General features: G+C 69.7%; 19 protein-coding genes, 1 tRNA gene and 1 riboswitch. Of the genes, 7 read left to right on the forward strand and 13 right to left on the reverse strand.

Translation table 11 applies throughout. The features are described 5' to 3' along the window. The first annotated feature begins 17 nt into the window (after positions 1–17). Entirely contained in the window at positions 18–245 is a 228-nt protein-coding gene (locus CP981_RS15715; RefSeq protein WP_042156435.1) for a DUF4287 domain-containing protein, read from the forward strand. A 142-nt stretch (positions 246–387) separates the two neighbouring features. Here the strand turns inward: CP981_RS15715 and CP981_RS15720 are convergent, their stop codons facing one another. Further along, on the reverse strand, positions 388–1,266 hold the full coding sequence (locus CP981_RS15720; protein ID WP_085926328.1) for a Bax inhibitor-1/YccA family protein: 879 nt from the start codon (positions 1,264–1,266) through the stop codon (positions 388–390). 667 nt (positions 1,267–1,933) lie between these two features. On the opposite strand from CP981_RS15720, the gene CP981_RS15725 reads away from it, so the two are divergent. After that, complete coding sequence (locus tag CP981_RS15725; RefSeq protein WP_085926327.1) at positions 1,934–4,780, forward strand: bifunctional glycosyltransferase/CDP-glycerol:glycerophosphate glycerophosphotransferase; 2,847 nt, start codon at positions 1,934–1,936, stop codon at positions 4,778–4,780. After that, positions 4,780–5,949 carry a glycosyltransferase gene (locus CP981_RS15730; protein WP_085926326.1) on the forward strand — a complete coding sequence of 390 codons (1,170 nt, stop codon included), beginning with the start codon at positions 4,780–4,782 and terminating at the stop codon, positions 5,947–5,949. Before CP981_RS15725 ends, CP981_RS15730 begins: the two co-directional genes overlap by 1 nt. A gap of 89 nt (positions 5,950–6,038) precedes the next feature. Here CP981_RS15730 and CP981_RS15735 read toward each other — a convergent pair. Then, positions 6,039–6,119, reverse strand: a tRNA-Leu gene (locus CP981_RS15735). Between the two features lie 472 nt (positions 6,120–6,591). Between CP981_RS15735 and CP981_RS15740 the strand changes: the two genes are divergently transcribed. Together CP981_RS15740 and CP981_RS15745 are read left to right on the forward strand one after the other, a co-directional pair. Continuing rightward, on the forward strand, positions 6,592–7,404 hold the full coding sequence (locus CP981_RS15740; protein ID WP_085926325.1) for an ABC transporter ATP-binding protein: 813 nt from the start codon (positions 6,592–6,594) through the stop codon (positions 7,402–7,404). A 47-nt stretch (positions 7,405–7,451) separates the two neighbouring features. Beyond that, on the forward strand, positions 7,452–9,986 hold the full coding sequence (locus tag CP981_RS15745; RefSeq protein ID WP_085926324.1) for an ABC transporter permease: 2,535 nt from the start codon (positions 7,452–7,454) through the stop codon (positions 9,984–9,986). Between the two features lie 143 nt (positions 9,987–10,129). Here CP981_RS15745 and CP981_RS15750 read toward each other — a convergent pair whose 3' ends face one another. The 3 genes from CP981_RS15750 to CP981_RS15760 all read right to left on the reverse strand — a co-directional run bounded on the left by CP981_RS15750 (position 10,130) and on the right by CP981_RS15760 (position 14,141). Next, on the reverse strand, positions 10,130–11,437 hold the full coding sequence (locus CP981_RS15750) for an SAM-dependent methyltransferase (RefSeq protein WP_085926323.1): 1,308 nt from the start codon (positions 11,435–11,437) through the stop codon (positions 10,130–10,132). A gap of 199 nt (positions 11,438–11,636) precedes the next feature. Continuing rightward, on the reverse strand, positions 11,637–13,028 hold the full coding sequence (locus CP981_RS15755; RefSeq protein ID WP_085926322.1) for an NAD(P)/FAD-dependent oxidoreductase: 1,392 nt from the start codon (positions 13,026–13,028) through the stop codon (positions 11,637–11,639). A gap of 486 nt (positions 13,029–13,514) precedes the next feature. After that, positions 13,515–14,141, reverse strand: coding sequence for a hypothetical protein (locus CP981_RS15760; RefSeq protein WP_143658957.1), 627 nt, complete (start codon positions 14,139–14,141; stop codon positions 13,515–13,517). Between the two features lie 302 nt (positions 14,142–14,443). On the opposite strand from CP981_RS15760, the gene CP981_RS15765 reads away from it, so the two are divergent. Both CP981_RS15765 and CP981_RS15770 read left to right on the forward strand, forming a co-directional pair. Beyond that, positions 14,444–14,716: a type II toxin-antitoxin system Phd/YefM family antitoxin gene (locus tag CP981_RS15765; RefSeq protein ID WP_084771558.1), complete on the forward strand. Its 273-nt coding sequence runs from the start codon at positions 14,444–14,446 to the stop codon at positions 14,714–14,716. Next, the gene (locus CP981_RS15770; RefSeq protein ID WP_084771559.1) at positions 14,713–14,982 is read left to right on the forward strand and encodes a type II toxin-antitoxin system RelE family toxin; all 270 of its coding nucleotides are present in this window, start codon (positions 14,713–14,715) and stop codon (positions 14,980–14,982) included. The genes CP981_RS15765 and CP981_RS15770 overlap by 4 nt, the downstream gene beginning before the upstream one ends. A 110-nt stretch (positions 14,983–15,092) precedes the next feature. Here CP981_RS15770 and CP981_RS15775 read toward each other — a convergent pair whose 3' ends face one another. The 8 genes from CP981_RS15775 to CP981_RS15810 form a co-directional block, all read right to left on the reverse strand. Next, positions 15,093–16,046, reverse strand: coding sequence for a Ppx/GppA phosphatase family protein (locus tag CP981_RS15775; protein ID WP_085926320.1), 954 nt, complete (start codon positions 16,044–16,046; stop codon positions 15,093–15,095). Continuing rightward, on the reverse strand, positions 16,043–16,603 hold the full coding sequence (locus tag CP981_RS15780) for a DUF501 domain-containing protein (protein WP_085926319.1): 561 nt from the start codon (positions 16,601–16,603) through the stop codon (positions 16,043–16,045). Before CP981_RS15780 ends, CP981_RS15775 begins: the two co-directional genes overlap by 4 nt. A 104-nt stretch (positions 16,604–16,707) precedes the next feature. Further along, a complete protein-coding gene (locus tag CP981_RS15785; RefSeq protein WP_085926318.1) occupies positions 16,708–17,160 on the reverse strand; it encodes an FtsB family cell division protein in 453 nt (150 codons plus the stop codon). 157 nt (positions 17,161–17,317) lie between these two features. Next, positions 17,318–18,604, reverse strand: a complete 1,287-nt coding sequence (gene eno / locus CP981_RS15790; RefSeq protein ID WP_244329666.1) for a phosphopyruvate hydratase — start codon at positions 18,602–18,604, stop codon at positions 17,318–17,320. A gap of 338 nt (positions 18,605–18,942) precedes the next feature. Then, positions 18,943–19,596 carry a LysM peptidoglycan-binding domain-containing protein gene (locus tag CP981_RS15795; RefSeq protein WP_280116710.1) on the reverse strand — a complete coding sequence of 218 codons (654 nt, stop codon included), beginning with the start codon at positions 19,594–19,596 and terminating at the stop codon, positions 18,943–18,945. A gap of 7 nt (positions 19,597–19,603) precedes the next feature. Next, a riboswitch (cyclic di-AMP (ydaO/yuaA leader) is annotated at positions 19,604–19,773 on the reverse strand. Between the two features lie 251 nt (positions 19,774–20,024). Then, positions 20,025–21,077, reverse strand: coding sequence for a LysM peptidoglycan-binding domain-containing protein (locus CP981_RS15800; RefSeq protein WP_085926316.1), 1,053 nt, complete (start codon positions 21,075–21,077; stop codon positions 20,025–20,027). A gap of 254 nt (positions 21,078–21,331) precedes the next feature. After that, positions 21,332–22,651, reverse strand: coding sequence for a cytochrome P450 family protein (locus CP981_RS15805; RefSeq protein ID WP_085926315.1), 1,320 nt, complete (start codon positions 22,649–22,651; stop codon positions 21,332–21,334). Positions 22,652–22,710: 59 nt separating this feature from the next. Continuing rightward, on the reverse strand, positions 22,711–23,586 hold the full coding sequence (locus tag CP981_RS15810; protein ID WP_085926314.1) for a LysR family transcriptional regulator: 876 nt from the start codon (positions 23,584–23,586) through the stop codon (positions 22,711–22,713). Positions 23,587–23,600 lie beyond the last annotated feature (14 nt).

The raw sequence follows: 23,600 nt of genomic DNA on the forward strand, positions 1-23,600 counted from the left end.
CGCGTCCGGAGGCGCCGATGTCTCAGCTCTTCTCCGAAGAGACCCACCGGAACATGCTCTCCCGTATCCCGCACTGCACCGGCCGGGAAATCTCCGACTGGCTCCGTACCGTTGACGAGGGCCCCGCCCTCTTCCGCTTCGATGAGAAGGTCAGCTGGCTCCGCGGCGAGCACAACCTCGCCTACGGCCACGCCAAGGCAATCGTCCACGAATACGATCTCAGGCGCGCCGCGCGCAAGTTCTGATCCACGCTGCCGGGCTCCGTGCCGGTCCGGCTCAGAACATTCCCCTCATCCGGCACTCCGCACGTCGAAGGGCCCGCGGGCAGTTCGCCCGCGGGCCCTTCGACGGTTGCGCCGGCGCACGGGGCACCGGCGTCGTGGGGCGTCAGTCGCCCCGGAGGATCGAGATCAGCCGCAGCATCTCCATGTAGATCCACACCAGGGTCAGCGTCAGACCGAACGCGGCCAGCCAGGACTCCTCGCGCGGAGCGCCGTAGGCGATGCCGTCCTCGACCTGCTTGAAGTCCAGCGCCAGGAAGAGCGCGCCGAGGACCACACCGACGATGCCGAAAACGATGCCCAGGCCGCCACTGCGGAAGCCCAGACCCTCACCGCCGGCGAACGCCATGAACAGCACATTGACCAGCGACAGCAGGACGAAGCCCAGCGCCGCGATCATCACGAAGCGGGTGAAGCGCGCGGTGACCCGCACGATCCGCGTCTTGTAGGCGACCAGCATGGCGACGAACACCGCCATCGTGCCCAGCACCGCCTGCATGGGGGCGCCGTTCATGTTCGGCAGGCCGTTGAGGTAGCCGCTCAGCGCACCGAGGAAGAGGCCCTCCAGGGCCGCGTAGCCCAGGATCAGCGCGGGCGACGGCTTCCGCTTGAAGGACTGCACCAGCGCCAGCACCATCGCGACCAGACCGGCCCCGATGGCGAAGCCGAGGCTCTGGGTCAGGAACAGCCAGCCGACGGTGGCGCCCGCGATGACCGTGCCGAGCGTCATGCCCGTGCGCGCGACGACATCGTCCATCGTCATCGGGCGGGTCTGCGGGGTGTACTGCGGCGGCGCCTGGGTGGGGGCCTGGCCCTGGGCGTACGGGTTGGTCGGGTCCGCGTAGGGGTTGCCGCCCTGCGCGTAGGGGTTCGCTCCGGCGTACGGGTTCGCGGCGGCCCCGGCCTGCGGCGGTGCGTTGAAGCCCGCGTAGCCGGTGTCGCGGCTGAACCCCCGTCGCGAGAAGACCGGGTTGCTGCTCCTCATCTCACTCCTCCATGGCCGCCCTGCGCGGCCTTGACGGCAAGCGTAATGGCTTGGCAAAGGCGCGTCGCTAGTTCTTGAGCAGGATCTTTCCCTGAACCCGGGACGGCACATCCGCCATGAGGAGGACGTGCGGGAGGGCGCAGACGTGCCCGGAGCAGGATGCGGACCGCGTCGCGCCGCCGCGGCGGACCGCGCTCGCACCGTCACACCTCCCGGCCCCGTCCCGGACATTCCGGGTATTCGATCTCCGGCCACCACCTTGCCGTCTTGTTGTCGTCCTCTTGTCGTCCTGTTGTCGTCCTGTTGTCATCGTCCGTTGCCGTCATCCGCTGCCGACGGTTCGAACTGGGATTTTCCTTCTGCTCCGCCCGGGGCTTCTTCCCGCTGCCGCCGAACGGAATCCGATAAATGTCTGATCGCAACGGACGCCACCGGACCGGCAGGCAACCGATTCGCGGGAGGGGCCGTCTTCCCTGCCGGCCGGAGCTTGCCCTGGTGGCTGGTTCCGCAGGGCTGACGCATGGTCAAGATCCGACCCCGGAGTGCCCCTTCTCGATGCACCCGCGCCTCACTGTCCGTAGCGCTATGGGCGCGATCGGTTGTAATCCGAGGGTACAGATAGGGCTATTCTGGCGGGAAACAGCAGCGAAAGAGGGTTGAGGTGCCTGTGCCTGACGTCTCAGTAGTCGTCATCGTCTACAACGACGCCGACCGGTTGCCGACCGCGGTTCAGTCCGTGCTGGACCAAACGCTCCGGGACGTCGAGGTGGTGATCGTCGACGATTGCAGCACCGACCGTTCTTTCGAAGTGGCGCAGCGGCTCGCGGCCGATCACCCCGGACGGGTCAGAGCCTTCCAGCTGCCGGAGAACAGCGGTGCGGGAGGCGAGCCGCGGAACGTCGGCATCGAGCACACCGAAGGCCGCTACGTCATGTTCCTGGACAGCGATGACGTCCTGGAAGTCAATGCGTGCCGCAATATGCTGGAGGCCGCCGAGGAATCCGGCTCGGATATTGTTTCCGGTCTGTGCGTCCGGCTGCACAAGGACACCCGCAATCAGAAGCGCGACGAGTGGTACGCCTGGCTGTACTCCACGACCCGCACACTGGAATCCGTCACGGAATTGCCGGACCTGTTCGTCTGGGACACCCTTTCCACCAACAAGTGCTATCGCCGGGACTTCCTTGTCGAGAACAATCTCCGATTCCCCAAGGGGATGTTCTACGAGGACCTGATGTTTATCGCCGATGCATATCTGGCGGCGCGCCGCATCACGCTGATTCCCAATCAGGTCTATTTCTGGCACGTATACGAACGGGCCGCCGTGAAGTCGGTGACGAACCGGCGCCACGAAATGACCAACTACACGCACCGGCTGGAGATCCACCGGCGCATCGACGCATTGCTGGCGGAACGCGGGCTGGACGAGCTGAAGCTCGCCAAGGACGTGAAATTCCTCAAGCACGATCTGGTGCTGCACCTGCGGGATCTGCCGTTCCGCGACGATTCCTATCGGCAGGAATTCTCCGAGCTCTCCCGGGAATACCTCGCGAGCATCGCCCCCGAGGCGTACGAACGGGTCCAGCCGATCCAGGCCATCTGCGCCTACCTGCTCCAGCAGGGTGACTGGGAGAACCTGATCCCGGCGGTCGACACCCTCATCAACCGCGACAAGGTCTCCTCGCCGCTCACCGAGCACGACGGCCGGATCTACTGGTGCGACGGCCACCTCGACGACACCTTCGGGCGCGAGATCCTGGACGTGACCGACATCGGCTACCACGAGAAGCCGGTCAACCAGCTGTTCCTGCGCAACCAGCTCACCCGCTTCAGCGCGTCCGGCAAGGCGGTCTCGCTGGCCGGCCGGATCACCAATCCGCTCGGCGTCATCCCGCCCGGCGCCCGCCTCAAGGGCCAGCTGGAGTTCAGCGCCCGGCGGCGCAGCCTCCAGTCCTTCCAGTTCCCGGTGCGGGAGCTGCGCCACGAGGGCGACACCGTCCACTGGGAGGCCACCGCGGACCTCACCGCGAAGCTGCGCCCGCTGGGCATCGTCGACACCATCTGGGACGTACGGCTGCGGCTGGACGTGGACGGGGTGCGCACCACGACCCGGCTCACCGTCGCCGACACCGGGCTGTCCGAGCCGCTGCCGGTGCGGCCGCGGCTGACGCGGATGGTCGCCGACCACCTCGCACCGCATGTCTCGGCCAAGGGGCATCTGGCGTTCCGCCTGGTCAGCGAAGGCCGCAACGCCGAGCGCGTCCAGGAGCTGATCAACCGCGGGGTGCGCGGCAAGCCGGGGACGCTGGCCAAGACCGGCTTCCGCAAGGCGAAGGCGCTGCGCCAGAAGGTCACCTCCGGCGACAACAAGCTCCGCGCCTACCACGAGGTGTTCTGCCGGCTGCCGATCAAGAAGCGCACGGTGGTCTTCGAGAGCCACCTGGGCAAGCAGTACAGCGACAGCCCGCGCGCCCTCTACGAGGAGATGCGGCGGCAGGGCCTGGAGTTCGAGGCGATCTGGTCGTACGCCGGGTCCCCGCAGGACTTCCCCAAGGACGTCACGCTCGTACGGCGCTGGTCGCTGCCGTATCTCAAGGCGCTGGCGCAGGCCGAGTTCTGGGTGGACAACCAGAGCTACCCGCTCAAGCTCACCAAGCGCCCGGAGACCACCTACCTCCAGACCTGGCACGGCTCGGCGCTGAAGAACATGGGCTTCGACCAGCCGGCGCTGAAGGCGCAGACCCGCCGGCAGCAGGAGGAGCAGCAGCGCTCGCTGGACCGCTTCGACCGCTTCCTGGTCCGCTCCGAGCACGATGTACACACCCTGGCCAAGGCTTTCCGGCTCCAGGAGAAGACGCTGCTGCGGTCGGGATACCCGCGCAATGACGCACTGGTGCACGCGCGGGAGCGGGAGGCCGAGCGAGGGGTGCGTGAACGCGGGCCGCTGGCCGCGGAGTTGGGCATTCCGGAGGACCGGACCGTACTCCTTTACGCGCCGACGTTCCGCAAGGCGGGCGGCCGGCACGGGCGCTTCGAATTGCCCTTCGACGTGGAGCGTTTCGCCGATCAGTTCGGCGACCGCTATGTCCTCCTGGTGCGTTCGCACTACCTCAATCATGTGGTGCTGCCACCGACCGTGCAGGGCCGGGTCATCGACGTATCGGCGCGCCACGATGTGACGCCACTGCTGGAGCTGGCGGACGGGCTGATCACCGACTATTCGTCAGTGATGTTCGACTATGCGCTGCTCGACCGTCCCCTGGTGTTCTTCACCTACGACTACGACGAGTATGTGCACGAGGGCCGCGGCACCTACTTCGATCTGCTGGAGCACGCACCGGGTCCGGTGGTCCGCACCGAGGACGATTTCCACGAGACGATCAAGTCGTTCGAGTCGCAGGCACTGGAATACGCGAAGAGCCGCAGGGAATTCGTCGCCAAGTTCGGCGAATACGACCGGGGCGACGCCGCCCGGAGCATCGTCGATCAGTTCTTCGCCCAGTGGAGCCGTTGATGACCAAGTCGAACGCAGCCGAGCCGCGGGACATCTTCTTCGTGTCCAACAGCGTCAACGAGCTGGGTGGCATCACCAGTTGGTCGCACCAGATGGCGCGGCTGTTCAGCGAGCGGGGCCACCGGGTGCACCTCGTCGGCGTGGTGCCGGCCCCCGAGGGACGGGTCCAGGAGCTGGCCCCCGACGTGCCGTTCCGGACCACCACGCTGTACGCCGAGCACCCGCCGGCCGTGACCCCGGTACGCGGCCTCAAGGACAAGCTCAACCTCGTCGAGCAGCGCCGCCGGGCGGCCCGGGAAGCCGGAATGCGGGAGCAGGCGGCCAAGTTGAGCGCGCTGTTCCGGGCGGCGAAGCCGGACGGGGTGGTGATCGTCACTCAGGTGTGGGCCATGGAGTGGGTCGCGCTGGCCGATACGGCGGGGCTGACGGTGTTCGGGATGAGCCATGAGTCCTTCGACACCTGCCGCAAGTCCTCCCGGTTCGCCCGGGTCAAGCGGTTTTACCAGGACGTCGACCGAATGCTGACGCTCACCCGGGAGGACGCGGACCGCTGGATCCGGCAGCGGATGGACAACGTCGGCTTCATGCCGAACCCGCTGCCCTTCTTCCCCGAGGTGCCCTCGGACCGCTCCGGCAAGTGCGTGGTCAGCATCGGCCGGCTGCACGAAGAGAAGGGCGTGGACCTGCTGTTGGAGGCCTGGGCCAGGGTCTCCCCGCAGCACCCCGACTGGACGCTGCGCGTTTACGGCTCCGGTGAGGAAGAGGAGGCGCTGCGCAAGCAGGCCGCGGAGCTGGGGATCACCACCACGGTCGAGTGGATGGGCCGGACCGGCGATGTGCCGGGGGCGCTGCGCAAGAGTGCGGTGTTCGCGCTCAGTTCGCGGGGCGAGGGCTTCCCGCTGGCACCCATGGAGGCGATGGCGACGGCCGTGCCGTGTGTGGCGTTCGATGTGGCGCCCGGTGTCCACGAGATCATCACGGACGGCGTGGACGGTTTCCTCGCCCCGCCGGGCAATATCACCGAATTCGCCCGGCATCTCGACGCCCTGATGTCCGACAAGGAGCTCCGGGACACGATGGGCGAAGCCGCCCGGGAGAACATCCAGCGGTTCTCCACGGAGGAGATTGTCGGCCGCTGGGAGAGCTTGTTCGCGCTCGTGGAGCGCTGAGCCGACAACTCACAATGCGAGAAGGGCCGCCGGCTTTCCCCGGCGGCCCTTCTCGTTGAAAATTCAGTTAAGCTCCGCTGCGTGCGGAGTGCCCGGAGCCGGACTTGAACCGGCACGGCCGTAGGCCAGCGAGGTTTAAGCTCGCCGTGTCTGCATTCCACCATCCGGGCCTGGGATCCCCCATGCCACCTCAAAGAGGGCAGCACGAGCGTAGCCCGCAGTGCACGACCCCCATCGGCCGCTCTTCCCGAGGTTGTCTTATTTTATTGGCAACTGAGTGAGCATCAGCGACCGGTACAGGCCTTCGGCACATGCCTGAAGCCCACCTTCGGTGGGAAGCCCCCCGGCGCATTTTCATGCCCGAATTGACGGAAACTCGATGCCTCGCCGGCGTGACCGTCACCCCCGCCCGGGCACCCCTCCGGCGGCCGTGAGCAAGGCAACAGCATCTGGAGTCGCCTCCTCCGCAGGGATGACGGGCGGACCCCTGATACGTCCCAGGGGTGGTCGAAGGCGACCACAGGGGTTGACGTGCCCACCCCTCCCCCGGGCCCACGATGGAGAACGTCCGCGGTCCGTCCGCCCCCCGAGTCCCCGGGGCCGCCGCGGGCCTGATCCCTCGTACGACAGGAGCACCCTCCCGTGACCACCCACCACTCCGGCGTCGCCACCGCCCCCCGCGCCACCACGGCGGCCGCCCGCGCCATGGACCTCACCAAGGTCTACGGACAGGGCGAGACCCAGGTGGTCGCCCTGGACGCGGTCTCCGTCGAGTTCCGGCAGGCCCAGTTCACCGCGATCATGGGCCCCTCGGGATCCGGCAAGTCGACGCTGATGCACTGCATGGCCGGGCTGGACGCGATCTCCGGCGGCTCCGCCCGGATCGGCGACACCGAACTGAACGGCCTCAAGGACAAGAAGCTCACCCAGCTCCGGCGCGACAAGATCGGCTTCATCTTCCAGGCGTTCAACCTGCTGCCGACCCTGACCGCCCTGGAGAACATCACCCTGCCCATGGACATCGCGGGCCGTAAGCCGGACCGCGCTTGGCTGGACCGCGTCGTGCAGACCGTCGGCCTGGCCGACCGCCTCAAGCACCGCCCCAGCCAGCTCTCCGGCGGCCAGCAGCAGCGCGTCGCGGTCGCCCGCGCGCTCGCCTCCCGGCCCGAGATCATCTTCGCCGACGAGCCCACCGGCAACCTCGACTCGCGCTCCGGCGCCGAGGTCCTGGGCTTTCTGCGCAACTCCGTACGCGAACTGGGCCAGACCGTGGTGATGGTGACCCACGACCCGGTCGCCGCCTCCTACGCGGACCGGGTGGTCTTCCTCGCCGACGGCCGGATCGTCGACGACATCGCCGGCCCGACCGCCGACAGCGTGCTGGAACGCATGCGGAACCTCTCCGGGGGCGCCCCCCGGACCCCCGGCTCCGACGCCACGGCCCGCACCAGCTGATTCCCGGCAGCCACCCGCACTCCGGACCACTCCTCCAGGACTGACTCATGTTCCGCACCGCCTTGCGCAATGTGCTTGCGCACAAGGCCCGGCTGCTGATGACCGTGCTCGCCGTGATGCTCGGCGTGGCCTTCGTCTCCGGCACCCTGGTCTTCACCTCGACCCTCTCCGAGGCCTTCCGCAACAGCTCCCAGAAGAGCCTCGAACACGTCGACGTGGCCGTTGAGCCGCCGCAGTCCGACGCGGGCCCCGGGAGCCCCGAAGATACCCCGCAGATCGACCGGAAGCTGCTCGACAAGGTGAACCGGGTGCCCGGCGTCGCGGCCACCACCGGCCTCGTCTCCGGCTACACCGGCGTCGCCGACAAGCACGGCAAGCTGCTCGGCGCGGGCCTCTCGACCCGCGGCAGCAACTACTTCCCGGGCAAGGACGGCAAGGACGCGCGCTACCCGATGCGGGACGGCGCCGCCCCCAAGGGCCCGGACCAGATCGCGCTGGACTCCCGCACCGCCGACAAGGCCGGCTATCGGGTCGGCGACACCGTACGGATCTCCGTCGACGGGCCGGTCCGGGAGCCGAAGCTGGCCGGCATCTTCACCACCGACGACGACCGGGCCGCGGCCGGCGGCACCCTCACGCTGTTCGACACCGAGACCGCCCAGAAGCTGTTCCGGATGCCCGGCGGATACAACGTGGTCCAGGTGACCGCCGCGGCGGGGACGTCCCAGACCGCCCTGCAGCACGCGATCGAGCGGGCGCTGCCCCCGGGCAGCGCCACCGTCGAGACCGGGAAGCACCTCGCCGACCAGCAGGCCGACATGATCGAGGAGAGCATGTCCGGCATGAAGACCGGGCTGATGGTCTTCGCCGGTATCTCGCTCTTCGTCGGCATCTTCCTCATCGCCAACACCTTCACCATGCTGGTCGCCCAGCGCACCAGGGAACTGGCGCTGCTGCGGGCGGTCGGCGCCGCCCGCCGCCAGGTCACCCGCTCGGTACTGATCGAGGCGTTCCTGGTCGGCGCCATCGCCGGGGCGACCGGCCTGGTGGCCGGTATCGGTGTCGGCGCGGGCCTGCGCGCGCTGATCAGCAGCACCACCGGGAAGCTGCCGGACGGACCGCTGGTGGTCGAGCCCACCACGGTGCTGACCGCGCTGGCCGTGGGCGTCGTCGTCACGGTGCTGGCCGCCTGGCTGCCGGGCCGGCGCGCCGCGAAGATTCCGCCGGTCGCCGCGATGAACAGCGTGCACCTCCCCGCCACCACCAAGTCGCTGGTGGTCCGCAACAGCATCGGCGCGGTCTTCGCGGGCCTCGGAATCGCCGGTGTGCTGGCCGCCACCGGTATGGACGACGGCCGCAGCACCATGGGCGCCGGAGCGGTGCTGCTGCTGATCGGCGTGTTCATCCTGACGCCGCTGCTCTCCCGTCCGCTGATCGCGCTGGCCGCCCCCGTCCTGCGGGCGTTCGGCACCGCCGGCACCCTCGCCCGGCAGAACGCGCTCCGCAATCCGCGCCGTACCGCCACCACCGCCTCGGCGCTGATGGTCGGACTGACCCTGATCACCGGTCTGACGGTGATCGCGACCAGTGTGCAGAAGGGCGTCGACAAGCTGGCCACCGAGTCGCTGAAGGCCGACTACGTCATCTCCATGGACAGCCGGCAGCCGCTCTCCCCCCGGCTGGAGAAGGCGGTCGGCGCCGTGGACGGGGTGGTGGCCAGCAGCCCGCTGCGCAAGGTGATGGCCGAGAGCGGCAACGAGCCCGAGATGCTGAACGGCGTCGACGGCCGGGAGTTCGGCGCCCTGACCCAACTGCCCTTCACCGAGGGCGCGCTCGGCGAACTGCGCGGCAACCGGGCCGTCGTGGACGGCGACACCGCGAAGATCAAGCACTGGAAGGCCGGCTCCCGTGTCCCGGTGACGTTCCCCGACGGCAAGAAGGCCACGCTGACCGTCTCCGGCGTCTACGAGGGCAACGACATGTTCCGCGGCCTCATCCTCGACAACGCCACCCTGGCGCCGCACCAGAAGCACCTCGCCGACGACCAGATCCTGGTCAAGATGGCCGACGGGGCCACCGACGGCAACAAGGAGACCCTGGCCAAGGCGCTCGGCGACAACCCGGCCATCCTCGTCGCCGACAAGAAGGACGTGTCCGAGGGCATCTCCCAGTCGGTCACGATGATGCTGAACATGCTCTACGGCCTGCTGGCCATGGCAGTGATCGTCGCGGTCCTCGGTGTCGTCAACACCCTGGCGATGTCGGTCTTCGAACGCTCCCAGGAGATCGGCATGCTGCGCGCCATCGGCCTGGACCGCCGCGGGGTCAAGCGCATGGTGCGGCTGGAGTCGCTGGTGATCTCGCTCTTCGGCGGGGTGCTCGGCGTCGGCCTGGGCGTGTTCTTCGGCTGGGCGGCCGGTGAGCTGATCGGCGCGCAGATGAAGAGCTACGAACTGGTGCTGCCGTGGGGGCGGTTGGGCCTCTTCCTCGGCCTGGCCGCGCTCGTCGGAGTGCTGGCCGCCCTGTGGCCGGCCCGCCGCGCGGCCCGGCTGAACATGCTGACCGCGATCAAGGCCGACTAGCCGCCCGGTTCAGGCGGCCGCGGCGGGGCGCCGCCGCGGCGGCCTCTTCCGCCCCCGCCCCCACCCCCCGCCACCGGCCCTCCCCCCTTCGGGGGGAGGGCCGGTGGGGGCGGGGGAGGGTGTGTGGGTGGGGTGGGGGGGTGTCAGCCGGTCCAGTCCCGCGCCCGCAGCGGCACCCCCGCGTCCCCGGGCTCCGGGGTCCGGACCGCCAGCACCTGGTTGACTCCTATCCGGTTGCGCTCGAAGGACAGCGCCGACGCGGCCATGTAGAGCCGCCACACCCGGGCCCGGCCGGGCGAGGTGAGCCGCGCCGCCTCGTCCCAGTGCCGCTCCAGGTTGTCGACCCAGCTGCGCAGCGTCAGCGCGTAGTGCTCCCGGATCGCCTCCACGTCCCGGACCTCGAACCCGGCCTCCTCCAGCTGGCCGACGGTCCGGCCCACCGGCGCCAGCTCACCGTCCGGGAACACATACCGGTCGATGAACTCATCGACGTGATACGCCTCCTCGTCCACGACCGGCCGCCGGGCGATCTGATGGTTGAGCAGCCGCCCGCCGGGCTTGAGCAGGGAGTACAGGGCGTCGGCGTACTCCGCGTACTGGGTGCGGCCGACGTGCTCGGCCATTCCGACCGAGGAGATCGCGTCGAACGGCTCGTCGTGGATCTCGCGGTAGTCCTGTACCCGGATCTCGATCCGGTCGGCGAGCCCTGCCTCGGCGATCCGCTTACGGGCGAAGCCGGCCTGCTCCTCGGAGAGGGTGATACCGACCGCCCGGACGTCGTACTCGCGGGCGGCGTGCAGCACCATCGAGCCCCAGCCGCAGCCCACGTCCAGCAGCCGCTGCCCCTCGCGGAGGCCGAGCTTGCGGCAGATCAGGTCGAGCTTGTCGCGCTGGGCGTCCTCCAGCGTGGCCTGGGGGCTCTCCCAGTAGGCGCAGGAGTAGACCATGGACGGGCCGAGCACCAGGGCGTAGAAGTCGTTGCCGACGTCGTAGTGGTGGCTGATGGCTTCCTTGTCGCGCCGCAGGGTGTGCAGCGGTCCGCGGCGGCGTCTGAGCTCTTCCGCGGGCGGCGTCGGCGGGACCGGGGCGCCGGCCAGGGCGAGCATTTCCCGGGCGGCGGCGCGGATCTCCGGGCGGGCCAGGGCGCGTACGAGGGCGGCGCGCGGCGGTTTGGGGGCGTCGCTGCGTTCCCAGATCAGCCCGGCGAGCCGGTCGAGCGCCTCGTAGAGATCACCGTCGATGTCGAGGTCGCCGGCCACCCAGGCGCGGGCCAGACCGAGTTCGCCCGGCTTGAACAGCAGCCGGCGCAGGGCCCGGCGATGGCGGATGACGAGGGTGGGGGCCCCCGGCGGGCCGGACTCGCTGCGGTCCCAGGCGCGGATGCGTACCGGGAGCGGTGCTCCCAGTACCTCCTCGGCGAGCTTGGTGAGCCGTCCAGCGGCATCGGCCATGTCGCACACCTCCGTGTTGACGAGTCGGGCGAAGAAGATTCACCCACCACGTAAACGCCAATGGGGCGCCCAGTTAGTCCCGTTCACACGTAAGAGAACCGCACACCGCCCGCTTTGCGCCAGAGTGGACACGCCAAAGGGCGCCCGCCCCACGGATGGCGGACGCCCTTCGGGCTGGTCGGAGTAGCCGACCGGGAATTCAGGAAGCCTTGGCCTTGGTCTTGTCCCCGGCCTCGGCGGCGGTCGGCGGGGCCGGCGCCGGCTTGGCGGCCTCGTAGAACTCCTCGCGGGGGTTCTCCATGGCGCCGAGCGAGACGACCTCGCGCTTGAGGAACATGGCCAGCGTCCAGTCGGCGAAGACCCGGATCTTGCGGTTGAACGTCGGCATCGCCATGCCGTGGTACGCGCGGTGCATGTACCAGGCGAGACGGCCCTTGAGCTTGATCTTCATCTTGCCCATGACGATCATCGCGACGCCCTTGTGCAGGCCCAGACCGGCGACCGCACCCTTGTTGGCGTGGCTGTACTCCTTCTGCGGGAAGCCCCGCATACCGGAGAGCACGTTGTCGCCGAGGACCTTGGCCTGCCGCAGCGCGTGCTGCGCGTTCGGCGGGCACCAGGCGTTCTCGTTGCCGTTCTTGCGGCCGACCATGTCCGGGACCTGGGCGTTGTCGCCCGCGGCCCAGATGTAGTCGGTGCCCTGCACCTGGAGGGTGGTGCCGGTGTCGACATGGCCGCGCGGGCCGAGCGGCAGACCGAAGCGGGCCAGCGCCGGGTTGGGCTTGACGCCCGCGGTCCACACGATGGTGTTGGAGTCGACCTCGAGGCCGTTGTTGAGCTTCACGTGGCCGTCGACGCAGGAGTCCATGCCGGTCTTGAGGTAGACCTCGACGCCGCGGCTCTCCAGGTGCTCCTTGCCGTACGCACCGAGCTTCGGGCCGACCTCGGGGAGGATCTTGTCGGCGACGTCGACCAGCAGGAAGCGCATGTCCTCGCGCTTCACGTTGTTGTAGTACTTCGCGGCGTCGCGGGCCATGTCCTCGACCTCACCGATGGTCTCCGCACCCGCGAAGCCACCGCCGACGAAGACGAAGGTCAGCGCCTTGCGGCGGACCTCCTCGTCGGTCGTGGAGTCGGCCTTGTCCAGCTGCTCCAGCACGTGGTTGCGCAGGCCGATGGCCTCTTCCACGCCCTTCATGCCGATGCCGTTCTCGGCCAGGCCGGGGATCGGGAAGGTGCGGGAGACCGCGCCCATCGCGATGACCAGGTAGTCGAAAGGCAGCTCGTACGCCTCGCCGACCAGCGGGGCGATCGTGGCGACCTTGCGGTCCTGGTCGATGGTGGTGACCCGGCCGGTGAGGACCTCCGCCTTGGGGAGCACGCGTCGCAGCGGCACCACGACGTGGCGGGGGGAGATGCTGCCGGCAGCAGCTTCGGGGAGGAAGGGCTGGTACGTCATGTACGAGCGCGGGTCGACGACCGTGACGGTCGCCTCGCCGTACCGCATCTGCTTGAGGATGCGGCGTGCCGCGTACAGGCCTACGTACCCACCGCCTACAACGAGGATCCTGGGACGCTCCGTGGTGCTCATGCAATCGAGTATCCACCCCCACATGGGGGGTCGCTCGTGAGCCCCTTCACAAGCACCGGAGGGGCATCTGCTACACTCCGCCGGCTTCGTGACCGACGCCATAGTCCAAAGCGGAACCACTCTGCACCACAAGGCGTTGGATACCCGCGTTGATCAGGCGTTGTTCCGGCCTCACGGCCCGTCGGGCGGCTGAACCACCGTCTCCACGGGCGCGTCGGCGCGGCTTACGGAACCGCGCATTCACCGGGTCGAGAAGGCCTAGGACCTTCGAATGAGGGCCGAACGCTGAGATTGCGCGTCCAACAACAGGCTTTTTCATGTGAAGGATTTCACGAACTTTCTTCCCGGACCCCTCCGTGAAGCCCGCCGAAGCGCCCTGAAAGCCGCTCAGCCGGGCAGCCGGCCCGCTCAAAAAGCCGGACGGCAGAGGCCGTTGCCGACCTCGTGCAGAGCCGGGGGCCGCGGCCCTGACCATGGCGCCGGGCGTCATGGCGCGTGAATCGCCTCGCGCATCGAGTCGGCGTACTCCGGCGCGAACACTTCGAGGATGTGGGGGTCGATGTCCGGAGAGTAGATGACCAGAAGCTTGTGCGTGCTGGTCCCGCCGACCGCCATCTCCTGGTCCTCCACCACCCAGACGTCGGTGGCGTCCATGTCGCTGTCCACCAGGTATGCGAGGTCCCGGGTCCCGGGCTGCGCTCCCTTGCTCGACATCTCGTCCTGGACGGCTTTCTTGCACGTCTCGTGTCCGAACAGCTCGCTCAGCCGGGCGTCCGACTGCGGTCCGACGGCGACGCGCAGCACGGGGGGATCCGCGGAGACCATCATGTGGATGGCCTTGTTCGCCCGCATCGCCGCGTGGCCTCCGACCGAGATGCTGTTGCAGGCGCCCCTCTTCGGCCACCGGACACGGCCGTGCTCATCCACCTGGCCTGCGTTGTAGTCGAGGGTCGCCTGGTGCACCTCGGCCTCGGCGTTCTCCTCCGCCGTCTGGCAGTCCGGACACAGGTACCCGACCGCGTACCCGCTGTCCATGACGACGTTCCAGCCGTCATCCGCACCGCGCAGGGTCCGCCGGCAACGGTCACACACGATGTCCGTTGCTTGTTCCACTGCTTCCGGTTCCTGAGGGCGCGTGCGTTCCGGTTCCGGATGGCGCGTGCGCCGCTTGCGCTTGATCACATCCCACATGGTGTCTTCACCTCCTGTGGAGTGCCCCCGGATACCGACCAGGTTAGTTCCGCAGGTTCATGCGGAGGCCGGCCGGAGACGCCTGACGCTCCGCAGCAGCACAGGGCAGCGCTGCCTTTCGCCGTCTCAGCCGGCGAGACTCCAGGCGATGCCGTCGGGCATCACCTTCAAAGCGTCATTCACTTCACCACGCGCGTGTACACAAAGGCGCGTACACTTCCCGTATGGCTGAGAGCACTGTGACCGTACGGGAAGCCCGTGCGCACCTGGCGGACCACATCAATCGTGCCGAGGAAGGCACACCCACGGTGATCACCCGCAACGGCGTGCCCGTCGCGGCCGTCGTGCCGATCGAGGACTTCGACGCGCTGGAGGAAGCAGCCGACGTGTTGCTGGCCCGGCAGGCGGAAGCAGTCCTGGCCCAGGGCGGCCCGACCGTGACCATGGCCGAGCTGCTGGCAGACCTGTTCGCCGAGCCGTCCGAAGACGCGGCGTGAAGTACGCGTTCCGGTTCACCACAGCGGCGCAGCGGCAGCTTCGAGCCATCGACCGGCCTGCCGCCATGCGCATCCTGGCCGCGCTGACCGCACTCGGCGACGATCCGTACCGCGAGGACGCCGACATCAAGAAACTCACCGGCCCGTCGGGCCTCTATCGGCTCCGGGTCGGCAACTACCGGATCGCCTACCAGGTCGAAGACGGCGAGCTCATCATCCTCGTCGTCAAGGTCGGTGACCGGCGCGACGTCTACCGCAACATCTGAGAACAGACAGCCCGGAGCCCGAAGGATCCGGGCTGCCTCCACATCTGGAGGGTCACTCGTCGTCGAGTGCGGCGTGCCAGGCGATGCCGTCGGGCATGGCCTCCAAAGTGCTACTCCAGGTCCTCTGCCACTTTCCAAGCGATGCCGTCCAGGATGTCGTGCTCGCTGACGACGACCTCCGCGGCGCCGGTCCGCTCCATGATCGACAGCAGCACCAGCGCACCCGCGGCGATCACGTCGACCCGGCCCGGGTGCATGACGGGGATGGCCGCGCGCTCGGCGTGGGTGGAGGACAGCAGCCGGTCGGTGATCTCGCGGACCTGCGCCAGGGAGATCCGGGAGTGGTGAATGGCCTCGGACTCGTACCGGTCAAGGCCCAGCGCGATCGCGGCGAGCGTGGTCACCGAGCCGGCCAGGCCCACCAAGGTGGCCGCCTCGCGCAGCGGGACGGTCTCCTCGGCTTGGTCCAGCGCCGTGGCGACATCGGCCTTTATCGCGGCGATCTGGCCCTCGGTGGGCGGGTCGCTGATCTCGCCCTCGTGCACCAGATGCCGCTCCGTCATCCGTACGCAGCCGACGTCGACCGAGCGGGCGGCGCGGACCGAGTCGGCGCCGAGGACGAACTCGGTCGAGCCGCCACCGATGTCCACCACCAGGAACGGCCGCGCCAGATCGGCGCGGCCGAGGAGCTCCTTGGTGGCGCCGTTGAAGGAGAACTCGGCCTCCTGGTCGCCGGTGATCACCTCGGGCTCCACCCCGAGGATGTCCACCACGCCGCGGACGAAGTCGTCGCGGTTCTCCGCGTCCCGGGAGGCGGAGGTCGCCACGAAGCGGACCTGTTCGGCGCCCAGGCCCTTGATCACCGCGGCGTACTCCCGGCAGGCCGCGAAGGTGCGCTCCAGCGCCTCGGGCGCCAGCCGCCCGGTGCGGTCCACGCCCTGGCCCAGCCGGACGATCTGCATCCGACGGTCGAGGTCCTTCAGCTCGCCGGTCGCCGGGTCGCAGTCCGCGACCAGCAGCCGGATGGAGTTCGTACCGCAGTCGATGGCGGCGACCCGCTTCACGTGGCGTCTCCTTCGGGGGCGTCCCGGTCTTCGGTGGTGTCCTGGCACGGGGTCACGCACGGCCCCTTCTTCCACCACTCCGGCAGCATCGCGAGGGCCTCGTCACCGAGCGGGTTGACGCCCGGCCCGGCCGCCAGCGAATGGCCGACGAGGACATGCAGGCACTTGACCCGGTCGGGCATACCGCCCGCGCTCGGGAAGCCCGCCAGCACCTCGATGGCGTCCCGCCGCCGGATGTAGTCCTCGTGCGCCGCGCGATAGGCGGCGGCAAGCTCCGGGTCGGTCGCCAGCCGTTCGGACATCTCCTTCATCACGCCGTTGGCCTCCAGCGTGCCGATCGCGGAGGCCGCGCGCGGGCAGGTGAGGTAGTAGAGCGTGGGGAAGGGCGTGCCGTCCTCCAGGCGCGGCGCCGTCTCGACGACATCCGGCTGGCCGCAGGGGCAGCGGTGCGCGATGGCGCGCAGCCCGCGGGGCGGGCGGCCCAGCTGCTCCTTGAAGGCGGCGATGTCCGCGGCGGTGGGCTCGGTGGGCTCGGTCTGGGGCGGGGGCGTGTCCATGTGCGCTTTCGATGAGGTGAGTGGTGTGGAGGGGACGGTGCGGCGCGGCGGACCGTCCGCTGTCGACGGTACGGGCTGCCGCCCGCGAGCGGTACGGGCCGGCGTCACCGCTTGTCGGCGGCGTCGACGGCGTCCCACAGATTCTCGTACCAGGGGCGCTGCGCCGCCCGCGCCCCCTTGGGTGCCGGGCCGGTGCCGGAACCGTCCGGGACGATATATCCGGCCTCGCCCGGCATGACGTAGTGCAGATGCCGGCGGGCCTGCTGGCGTACGAACGCGGGGTCCTGCCAGCGGGCCTTCTGCTCCCGCAGCCGGTCCAGCGCCGCACCGGCGTCCTGGGCCCTGCGGCGCTGCTCGGCGATGTCGGAGCGCTGGGAGACGTACTGCCTTATGGGATACGCGAGCGCGACGACCAGGGAGCACATCACCAGCGCCAGCAGGGCGGCACGGCCGGTGAGGCGGTTGCGGCGGGGCGGCCGGGCGCGGTAGACGCGGGCGGCGGCCTGCTCGCCGAGCGCCTTGAGTCGGGTCGCGGTCGAGAACCGGTCCGCGGGCACGTCGTCTCCCCTTCACTGACGGACGCCTGACTGCTTCAAGCAGGTACGTCCCCGGCAACGGTACGGGACCGTCGCCGGGGACGTACGGGGCGCGGGGCGATTGCCTCGCCCGTTCAGCCCCTGCTGCCCTGTCCGGCCTGGCAGCGGGCCGTCTTCGTCAGCTGCCGTGGCGGAAGCGCGGGAAGGCGGAGCGGCCGGCGTAGACCGCGGCGTCGTCGAGGATCTCCTCGATGCGCAGCAGCTGGTTGTACTTGGCGACGCGCTCGGAGCGGGCCGGGGCGCCGGTCTTGATCTGGCCGCAGTTGGTGGCGACGGCGAGGTCGGCGATGGTGACGTCCTCGGTCTCACCGGAGCGGTGCGACATCATGCACTTGAAGCCGTTGCGCTGGGCCAGCTCGACGGCGTCCAGGGTCTCGGTCAGCGAGCCGATCTGGTTGACCTTCACCAGCAGCGCGTTGGCGGAGCCCTCCTCGATGCCGCGGGCCAGGCGCTCGGGGTTGGTGACGAACAGGTCGTCGCCGACCAGCTGGACCTTGGCGCCGAGCTTGTCGGTGATGACCTTCCAGCCGGCCCAGTCGTCCTCGAACAGCGGGTCCTCGATGGAGACCAGCGGGTAGGCCGCCACCAGCTCCTCGTAGTACTCGGTCATCTCGGCGGCCGAGCGGTCCTTGCCCTCGAACTGGTACTTGCCGTCCTTGTAGAACTCGGAGGCGGCGACGTCCAGCGCGAGCGCGATGTCCTGGCCGGGGGCGTAACCGGCCTGCTTGATGGCCTCCAGGATGAGGTCGAGGGCCTCACGGTTGGAGCCCAGGTTCGGGGCGAAGCCACCCTCGTCACCGAGACCGGTGGACAGGCCGCGCTCCTTCAGGACCTTCTTGAGGGTGTGGTAGACCTCGGTACCCCAGCGCAGCGCCTCGGAGAAGGACTCCGCGCCGATCGGGGCGATCATGAACTCCTGGATGTCCACGTTGGAGTCGGCGTGCGACCCACCGTTGAGGATGTTCATCATCGGGACGGGCAGGACGTGCGCGTTCGGGCCGCCGAGGTAGCGGAACAGCGGGAGGTCGCTGGCCTCGGAGGCGGCGTGCGCGACGGCGAGGGAGACGCCGAGGATGGCGTTGGCGCCGAGCGAGCCCTTGTTGTCGGTGGCGTCCAGGTCGAACATCGCCTGGTCGATCAGCCGCTGCTCGGTCGCGTCGTAGCCGACGAGCTCCGGGCCGATCTGCTCGATGACGGCCAGGACGGCCTTCTCGACGCCCTTGCCGAGGTAGCGGTTCGGGTCGCCGTCGCGGAGCTCGATGGCCTCGAAGGCGCCGGTGGAGGCGCCGGACGGGACGGCGGCACGGCCGGTGCTGCCGTCGTCGAGGCCGACCTCGACCTCGACCGTGGGATTACCTCGCGAGTCGAGAATTTCGCGGGCTACGACGACGTCGATCGACGGCACGTTGTCTCCTTCGTGGGTGTCTGGCGTTCTGCGCATGAGCCTAACGGCCCCGGGCTCGTCCGCCTGCCCTTGGCCCGCTCCGTGGGACGGAACACCCCCGAAAACCTGCCCAAAGGCCCAGTACGCGGGACGTTTGGCACATTGTTCGCCGAACGGGAAAAGTCGCGGAACGGCGCCGGTCAGCGGCCTGCCGACGGCCGGGCGGGCCGGGTGCGGCCCGGAACATGAGAAGCCCCGCCACGGCGCGCTGGGGGGAAGGGCGCGCCGTGACGGGGCGGTCTCACGGAGGGAAAGGGGGCCCGCCGCTCGGGCCCTCAGGAGCCCCGGTGAGCTCCGGCTCAGACGTTGAGCTGCTGACCCGGGATGATCAGGTTCGGGTTGCCGCCGATGACCGACTTGTTGGCCTCGTAGACCGACTTCCAGTTGGTGCCGTGGGCCTTGGCGATCTTGGCGAGGGTGTCGCCCGCCTTGACGGTGTAGTTGCCGTGGCCGGTGGACTTGCGCTCGGCGGAGCGCGAGGCACGGTCCTGGGACGGGGCCTTCTTGACCTCCGGCTTGGCGGACTCCTGCTTCGGCGCGGACTTGGTCTGCGCGGAGGTGTCGACGTCGGGGGACGGACCGCCGGCGGTCAGGTTGCCCGCACCGGCGCAGGACCAGGCGCCCGGGCCCTGGATGGCGAGGAGCTTCTCGGCGGCGGAGATCTGCTGGGCCTTGCTGGCCAGGTCGGCGCGCGGCGCGTACTTGGTGCCACCGGCGGCGGCCCAGCTGGAGTTGGAGAACTGGAGGCCACCGTAGTAGCCGTTACCGGTGTTGATCGACCAGTTGCCGCCGGACTCGCACTGGGCGACCTTGTCCCAGGTGGCGACGGAGGCGGCGGAGGCGGAGGTGGCACCCATCATCGGGACGGCCACGGCGGCACCGGCGACACCGGCGAGGGTGGCGACGCGGACGGCCTTGGAGGGACGACGGTGCTTGCCCTTGAAGATCAGCATGGTTCGTTCGTTTCCTCACCGACGCCTACGAGGTGAGCTGTCGGGTTCGGGCTGATGAGTCGCCCGGCCGGGTACGCAAGCGCACCTGGCTTCACCCCAAGCCGGTTGACCCGTTTTCACGGGCGGGGCCGGCACTTACCTTGGGTCCCCCGCTCCTGCCTTCGGCGCTTGCGCGTCAAGTGCCTTCGACCACCGGCAGGATTCGGCGTGTGATCGAGGGGCTCGCTTTGGCGAGCGATCCTGACGTTAAGCAGTAATGCCCTTGGGGTTCAAACCCCACCATCTGAACCAAGTTGACCGTTTTTGATCACGGGTTGGTTACATATCCGCAGGTGAGGCCCGGTATGCCGGTGTTGCGCACACCGGACCCCACGAGAGTCAACGAGACCCTTGTCTCACTTTCCCAAAAGAGGGCGAAGGGTGCCGAACTACCCTGCGTTCCGCCCGAGATCGAGCTGCTGACCGGGCTGGATCAGGTCCGCGTCGGTGCCGATGACGCCCTCGTTGCGGTCGTAGAGCGCGGGCCATCCGCCGGGCAGCCGGTGGGCCGCGGCGATGGCTGACAGGCTGTCACCCGGGCGCACCGTGTAGTCGCCGCCGGCCGCCGGGCCCGTACGGTGCGCGTCATCGCCCCGCGAGGCGTGCCGGCCGCCGGACCTGCCGTCGTCACCCTTGGCGCCCCCGTCGCCCGCCTCGCCGCGGTGCTTGCCCTTGGCGGGCACCTCACGCGGCGTGCCGGTGCTGTCCGTGCGGCTGCCGTCCTCGGACGGGTCCGTGGAGGGGCTGCCGGACGCGTCGCCGTCGGACGGGGCATCGTCGGACGGGTCGGCGGACTGCGACGGGTCGTGATCGTCGTCCCGGTCGCCGGGCGTCGCCGGGTCGGACGGCTCCGGGCTCGTGGACGCGTCGCCGGGCTCACCGGAGTCCGAGGCGTCGGGCGACGGCGTCGCGTCGGACGGCTGCCCGCTCGGCTCGTCGTCCTTGCCGGCGGAGTCCCCGTGGTCGTGGGAACCGGAGGTGCCCCAGGGGTCGAGGGAACCCTGGGAGTCCGACGGGTCGGGCTCGGGGGTGCTGGTGCCGCCCGGGTCGACCTCCGGGGCCTTGCCGTCGCCGGTCAGCCCCGCGTTCACGGCACAGCTCGGCCAGGCGTCCGGCCCGCGGTCGTCGAGGATCGACTCGGCCACGGCGATCTGCTGGGAGCGACTGGCGTAGTCGGGGCGCGAGGCGTAGGCCGAGCCGCCGTAGTTGTCCCACATTTCCTGGGTCAGCTGGAGGCCGCCGTAGTAGCCGTTGCCCGAGGCGGCGCTCCACACGCCTGCGCTCTCGCACTGGGCGACCTTGTCCCAGGTCGCGGTGTCGGCGGCGTGTGCGCCGCTCGCCCCGAGGAGGGGGAGGGCGAAGCCGGCGCCGGTCACTCCCGCCGTGACAAAGATGGCCGGTGCCTGACGGGGGCGACGATGTCGGCCGTTCCCGGAACGCATGCGGATGCCTTTCGCGCGGCGGTTGAGTTGTCGACGAGCTCTTCGAGCTGCTCGACGAGGCTTCCGGCCGGCCGACGCACGCGAGCGGCACCGTTACAACGGTCCCCCACATCACCGCTTCGACCGATCGAGTGAAGCCTGTCGATCGTAGGGTCGAAAGGTAGCCGGGGTCACGGGTAGTCACAAGTCGGTGTAGCGGAGATCACGTAAAGGTCACGCAGTTGACTCTGCGTCACATATGGCCTTGTCGCTGGTCAGAGCCGATCCGGAGTGAACTCCACCGGAAGTGAACGCAGTCCGCGCATGATGAGTCCGCCGCGCCAGCGCAAATCATCCGGTTCCGCCGCAAGCCGGATGTCCGGGAGCCGGGCCAGCAGGGTCGCCAGCGCGGTCTGTCCTTCGAGCCGGGCGAGCGGCGCGCCCAGGCAGTAGTGGATGCCGTGCCCGTATCCCAGATGCTGGTTGTCACGCCGGGTCAGATCGAGCACATCCGGCTCGTCGAAGCGCGCCGGGTCGCGGTCGGCGGCGGCCAGCACCACCAGGACCGGGTCCCCCTCGGCGATCCGCTGCCCGCCGAGCGTCAGCTCCTCGGTCGCGAACCGCCAGGTCGCCAGCTCCACGGGACCGTCGTAGCGGAGCAGTTCCTCGATGCCGGTGGTGAGCAGCTCGGTGTCACCCGCCGCGATCGACTTCTGGAGCAGCTCCCGCTGGGCGGGGTGGCGCAGCAGCGCGTAGAGGCCGTTGCCGATCAAGTTCACGGTGGTCTCAAAACCGGCGAACAGCAGGATGAAGGCCATCGCGGCGGCCTCGTTCTCGGTCAGATGCTCACCGTGGTCGGAGGCCCTGATCAGGGCGGAGATCAGATCCTCGTCCGGCTCGGCGGTGTCGCCCAGGGTCTCGCGCTTGCGGTGGATCAGCTCGGCGAGATAGCCGCGCATCTTCTTCACGGAGCGGGCGACGCCGCCGCGCGGCCCCCCGCCGTGCCGGATCATCATGCCCGCCCAGTCCCGGAAGTCGTCCTGGTCCTCGCGCGGCACCCCCAGCAGATCGCAGATCGCGTAGATGGGCAGCGGGAACGCGAACTCATGGATCAGATCGGCCTGTCCCGCGCCGCCCGGCTTGTCGATCATGGCGTCGATGAGCTGGTCGGTCAGCTCCTGGACCCGCGGGGCGAAGGCGGCGACCCGGCGCGGGGTGAACGCCTTCGAGACCAGCCGGCGCAGCCGGGTGTGGTCCGGGGGGTCGATATTGAGCAGATGCGTCATCAGGTTGGCGCTGCGCTCCCCCGGGATGCCGACCTTGCCCTTGCCGTGCGCGGCCTCGCTGTGGTGGACCGGGTTCTTGGACAGCCGGGCGTCGGCGAGCGCCTGCCGCGCCTCGGTGTACCGCGTCACCAGCCAGGCCTCGACGCCGCTGGGCAGCTCGGTCCGGTGCACCGGCGCATGCTCGCGCAGCCAGGCGTACGCGGGGTACGGGTCGGCGGCGAACTCCCAGGTGAACAGCGCGGGGGCGGGCCCGGCGGCGGGGCAGCCCGCCGGGGCGTCGGCGGCGGGGGTGTGGGGCTTGTCGTGCACCTTCCGACCGTAACCGCTGGGCGCACAACGGCGCGCCCGCGCACCGGGCGGGGGCCCGGCTACGAGACCTCCACCCCCAGCCCGGCCAGAAAAGCCACCGCCGCCGGCGACGGGCCGAGGCCGCTCCACACCACCCGCTCGGTGCGCTCGGGCGCCGGGCGCACCCGCACGATGTGCAGCCCGGCCAGCTCGGAGGCGATGGCCTCCGGGACCATGCCGACGCCCAGGCCCGCCCGCACCAGCTTCGCCAGGAACTCGACCGTGGTCACCTCGAACGCCACCTCCGAGGTCAGCCCCGCCGCCCGGAACGCGTCATCGCGCTGCCGGCGGGCCGCCGACCCCGCCGTGAAGTCGACGAAGGTCTCCCGCGCCATCCGCGACAGCGTGGTCCACTCCCGCCCCGCCAGCGGATGGCCCGGCGGCACGACGGCGACCAGCTCGCCGCGCCCCAGCTCCTTCTCCCGTACGCCGACGGTGCGGGCCGCGGGCACCAGCCCGACGAACGCGACGTCCAGCACGCCCTGCCGCACCTGTTCGATCAGCTCATCGCTCATGTCGGTCTGGAGACTGATCCGCACCTGCGGGCACCGCGTACGGAAGGCCCCCAGCTCACGGGCGAGATCCACGGCCGCGACGGTGGTGATCGCGCCGACCGCGAGCCGGCCGCGCACCTCCCCGGTCGCCGCCGCCACCTCGGCGCGGGCCCGTTCGGCCGCCTCCAGCGCCTGCCGGGCGACCGGGACGAACGCCTCCCCGGCGGCGGTCAGCCGGACACTGCGGCTGGTCCGGTCGAAGAGCCGGGCCCCGAGCTCCTTCTCCAGCCGGGCGATCTGATGGCTGAGCGCGGACTGCACCACATGACAGCGCTCAGCGGCCCGGGTGAACCCGCCGGTCTCCGCGACCGCGACCACATACCGCATCTGCTGAAGCTCCATACCCACCGACCCTA

Origin of the sequence: Streptomyces platensis, assembly GCF_008704855.1 — a bacterium.
GTDB lineage: Bacteria > Actinomycetota > Actinomycetes > Streptomycetales > Streptomycetaceae > Streptomyces > Streptomyces platensis.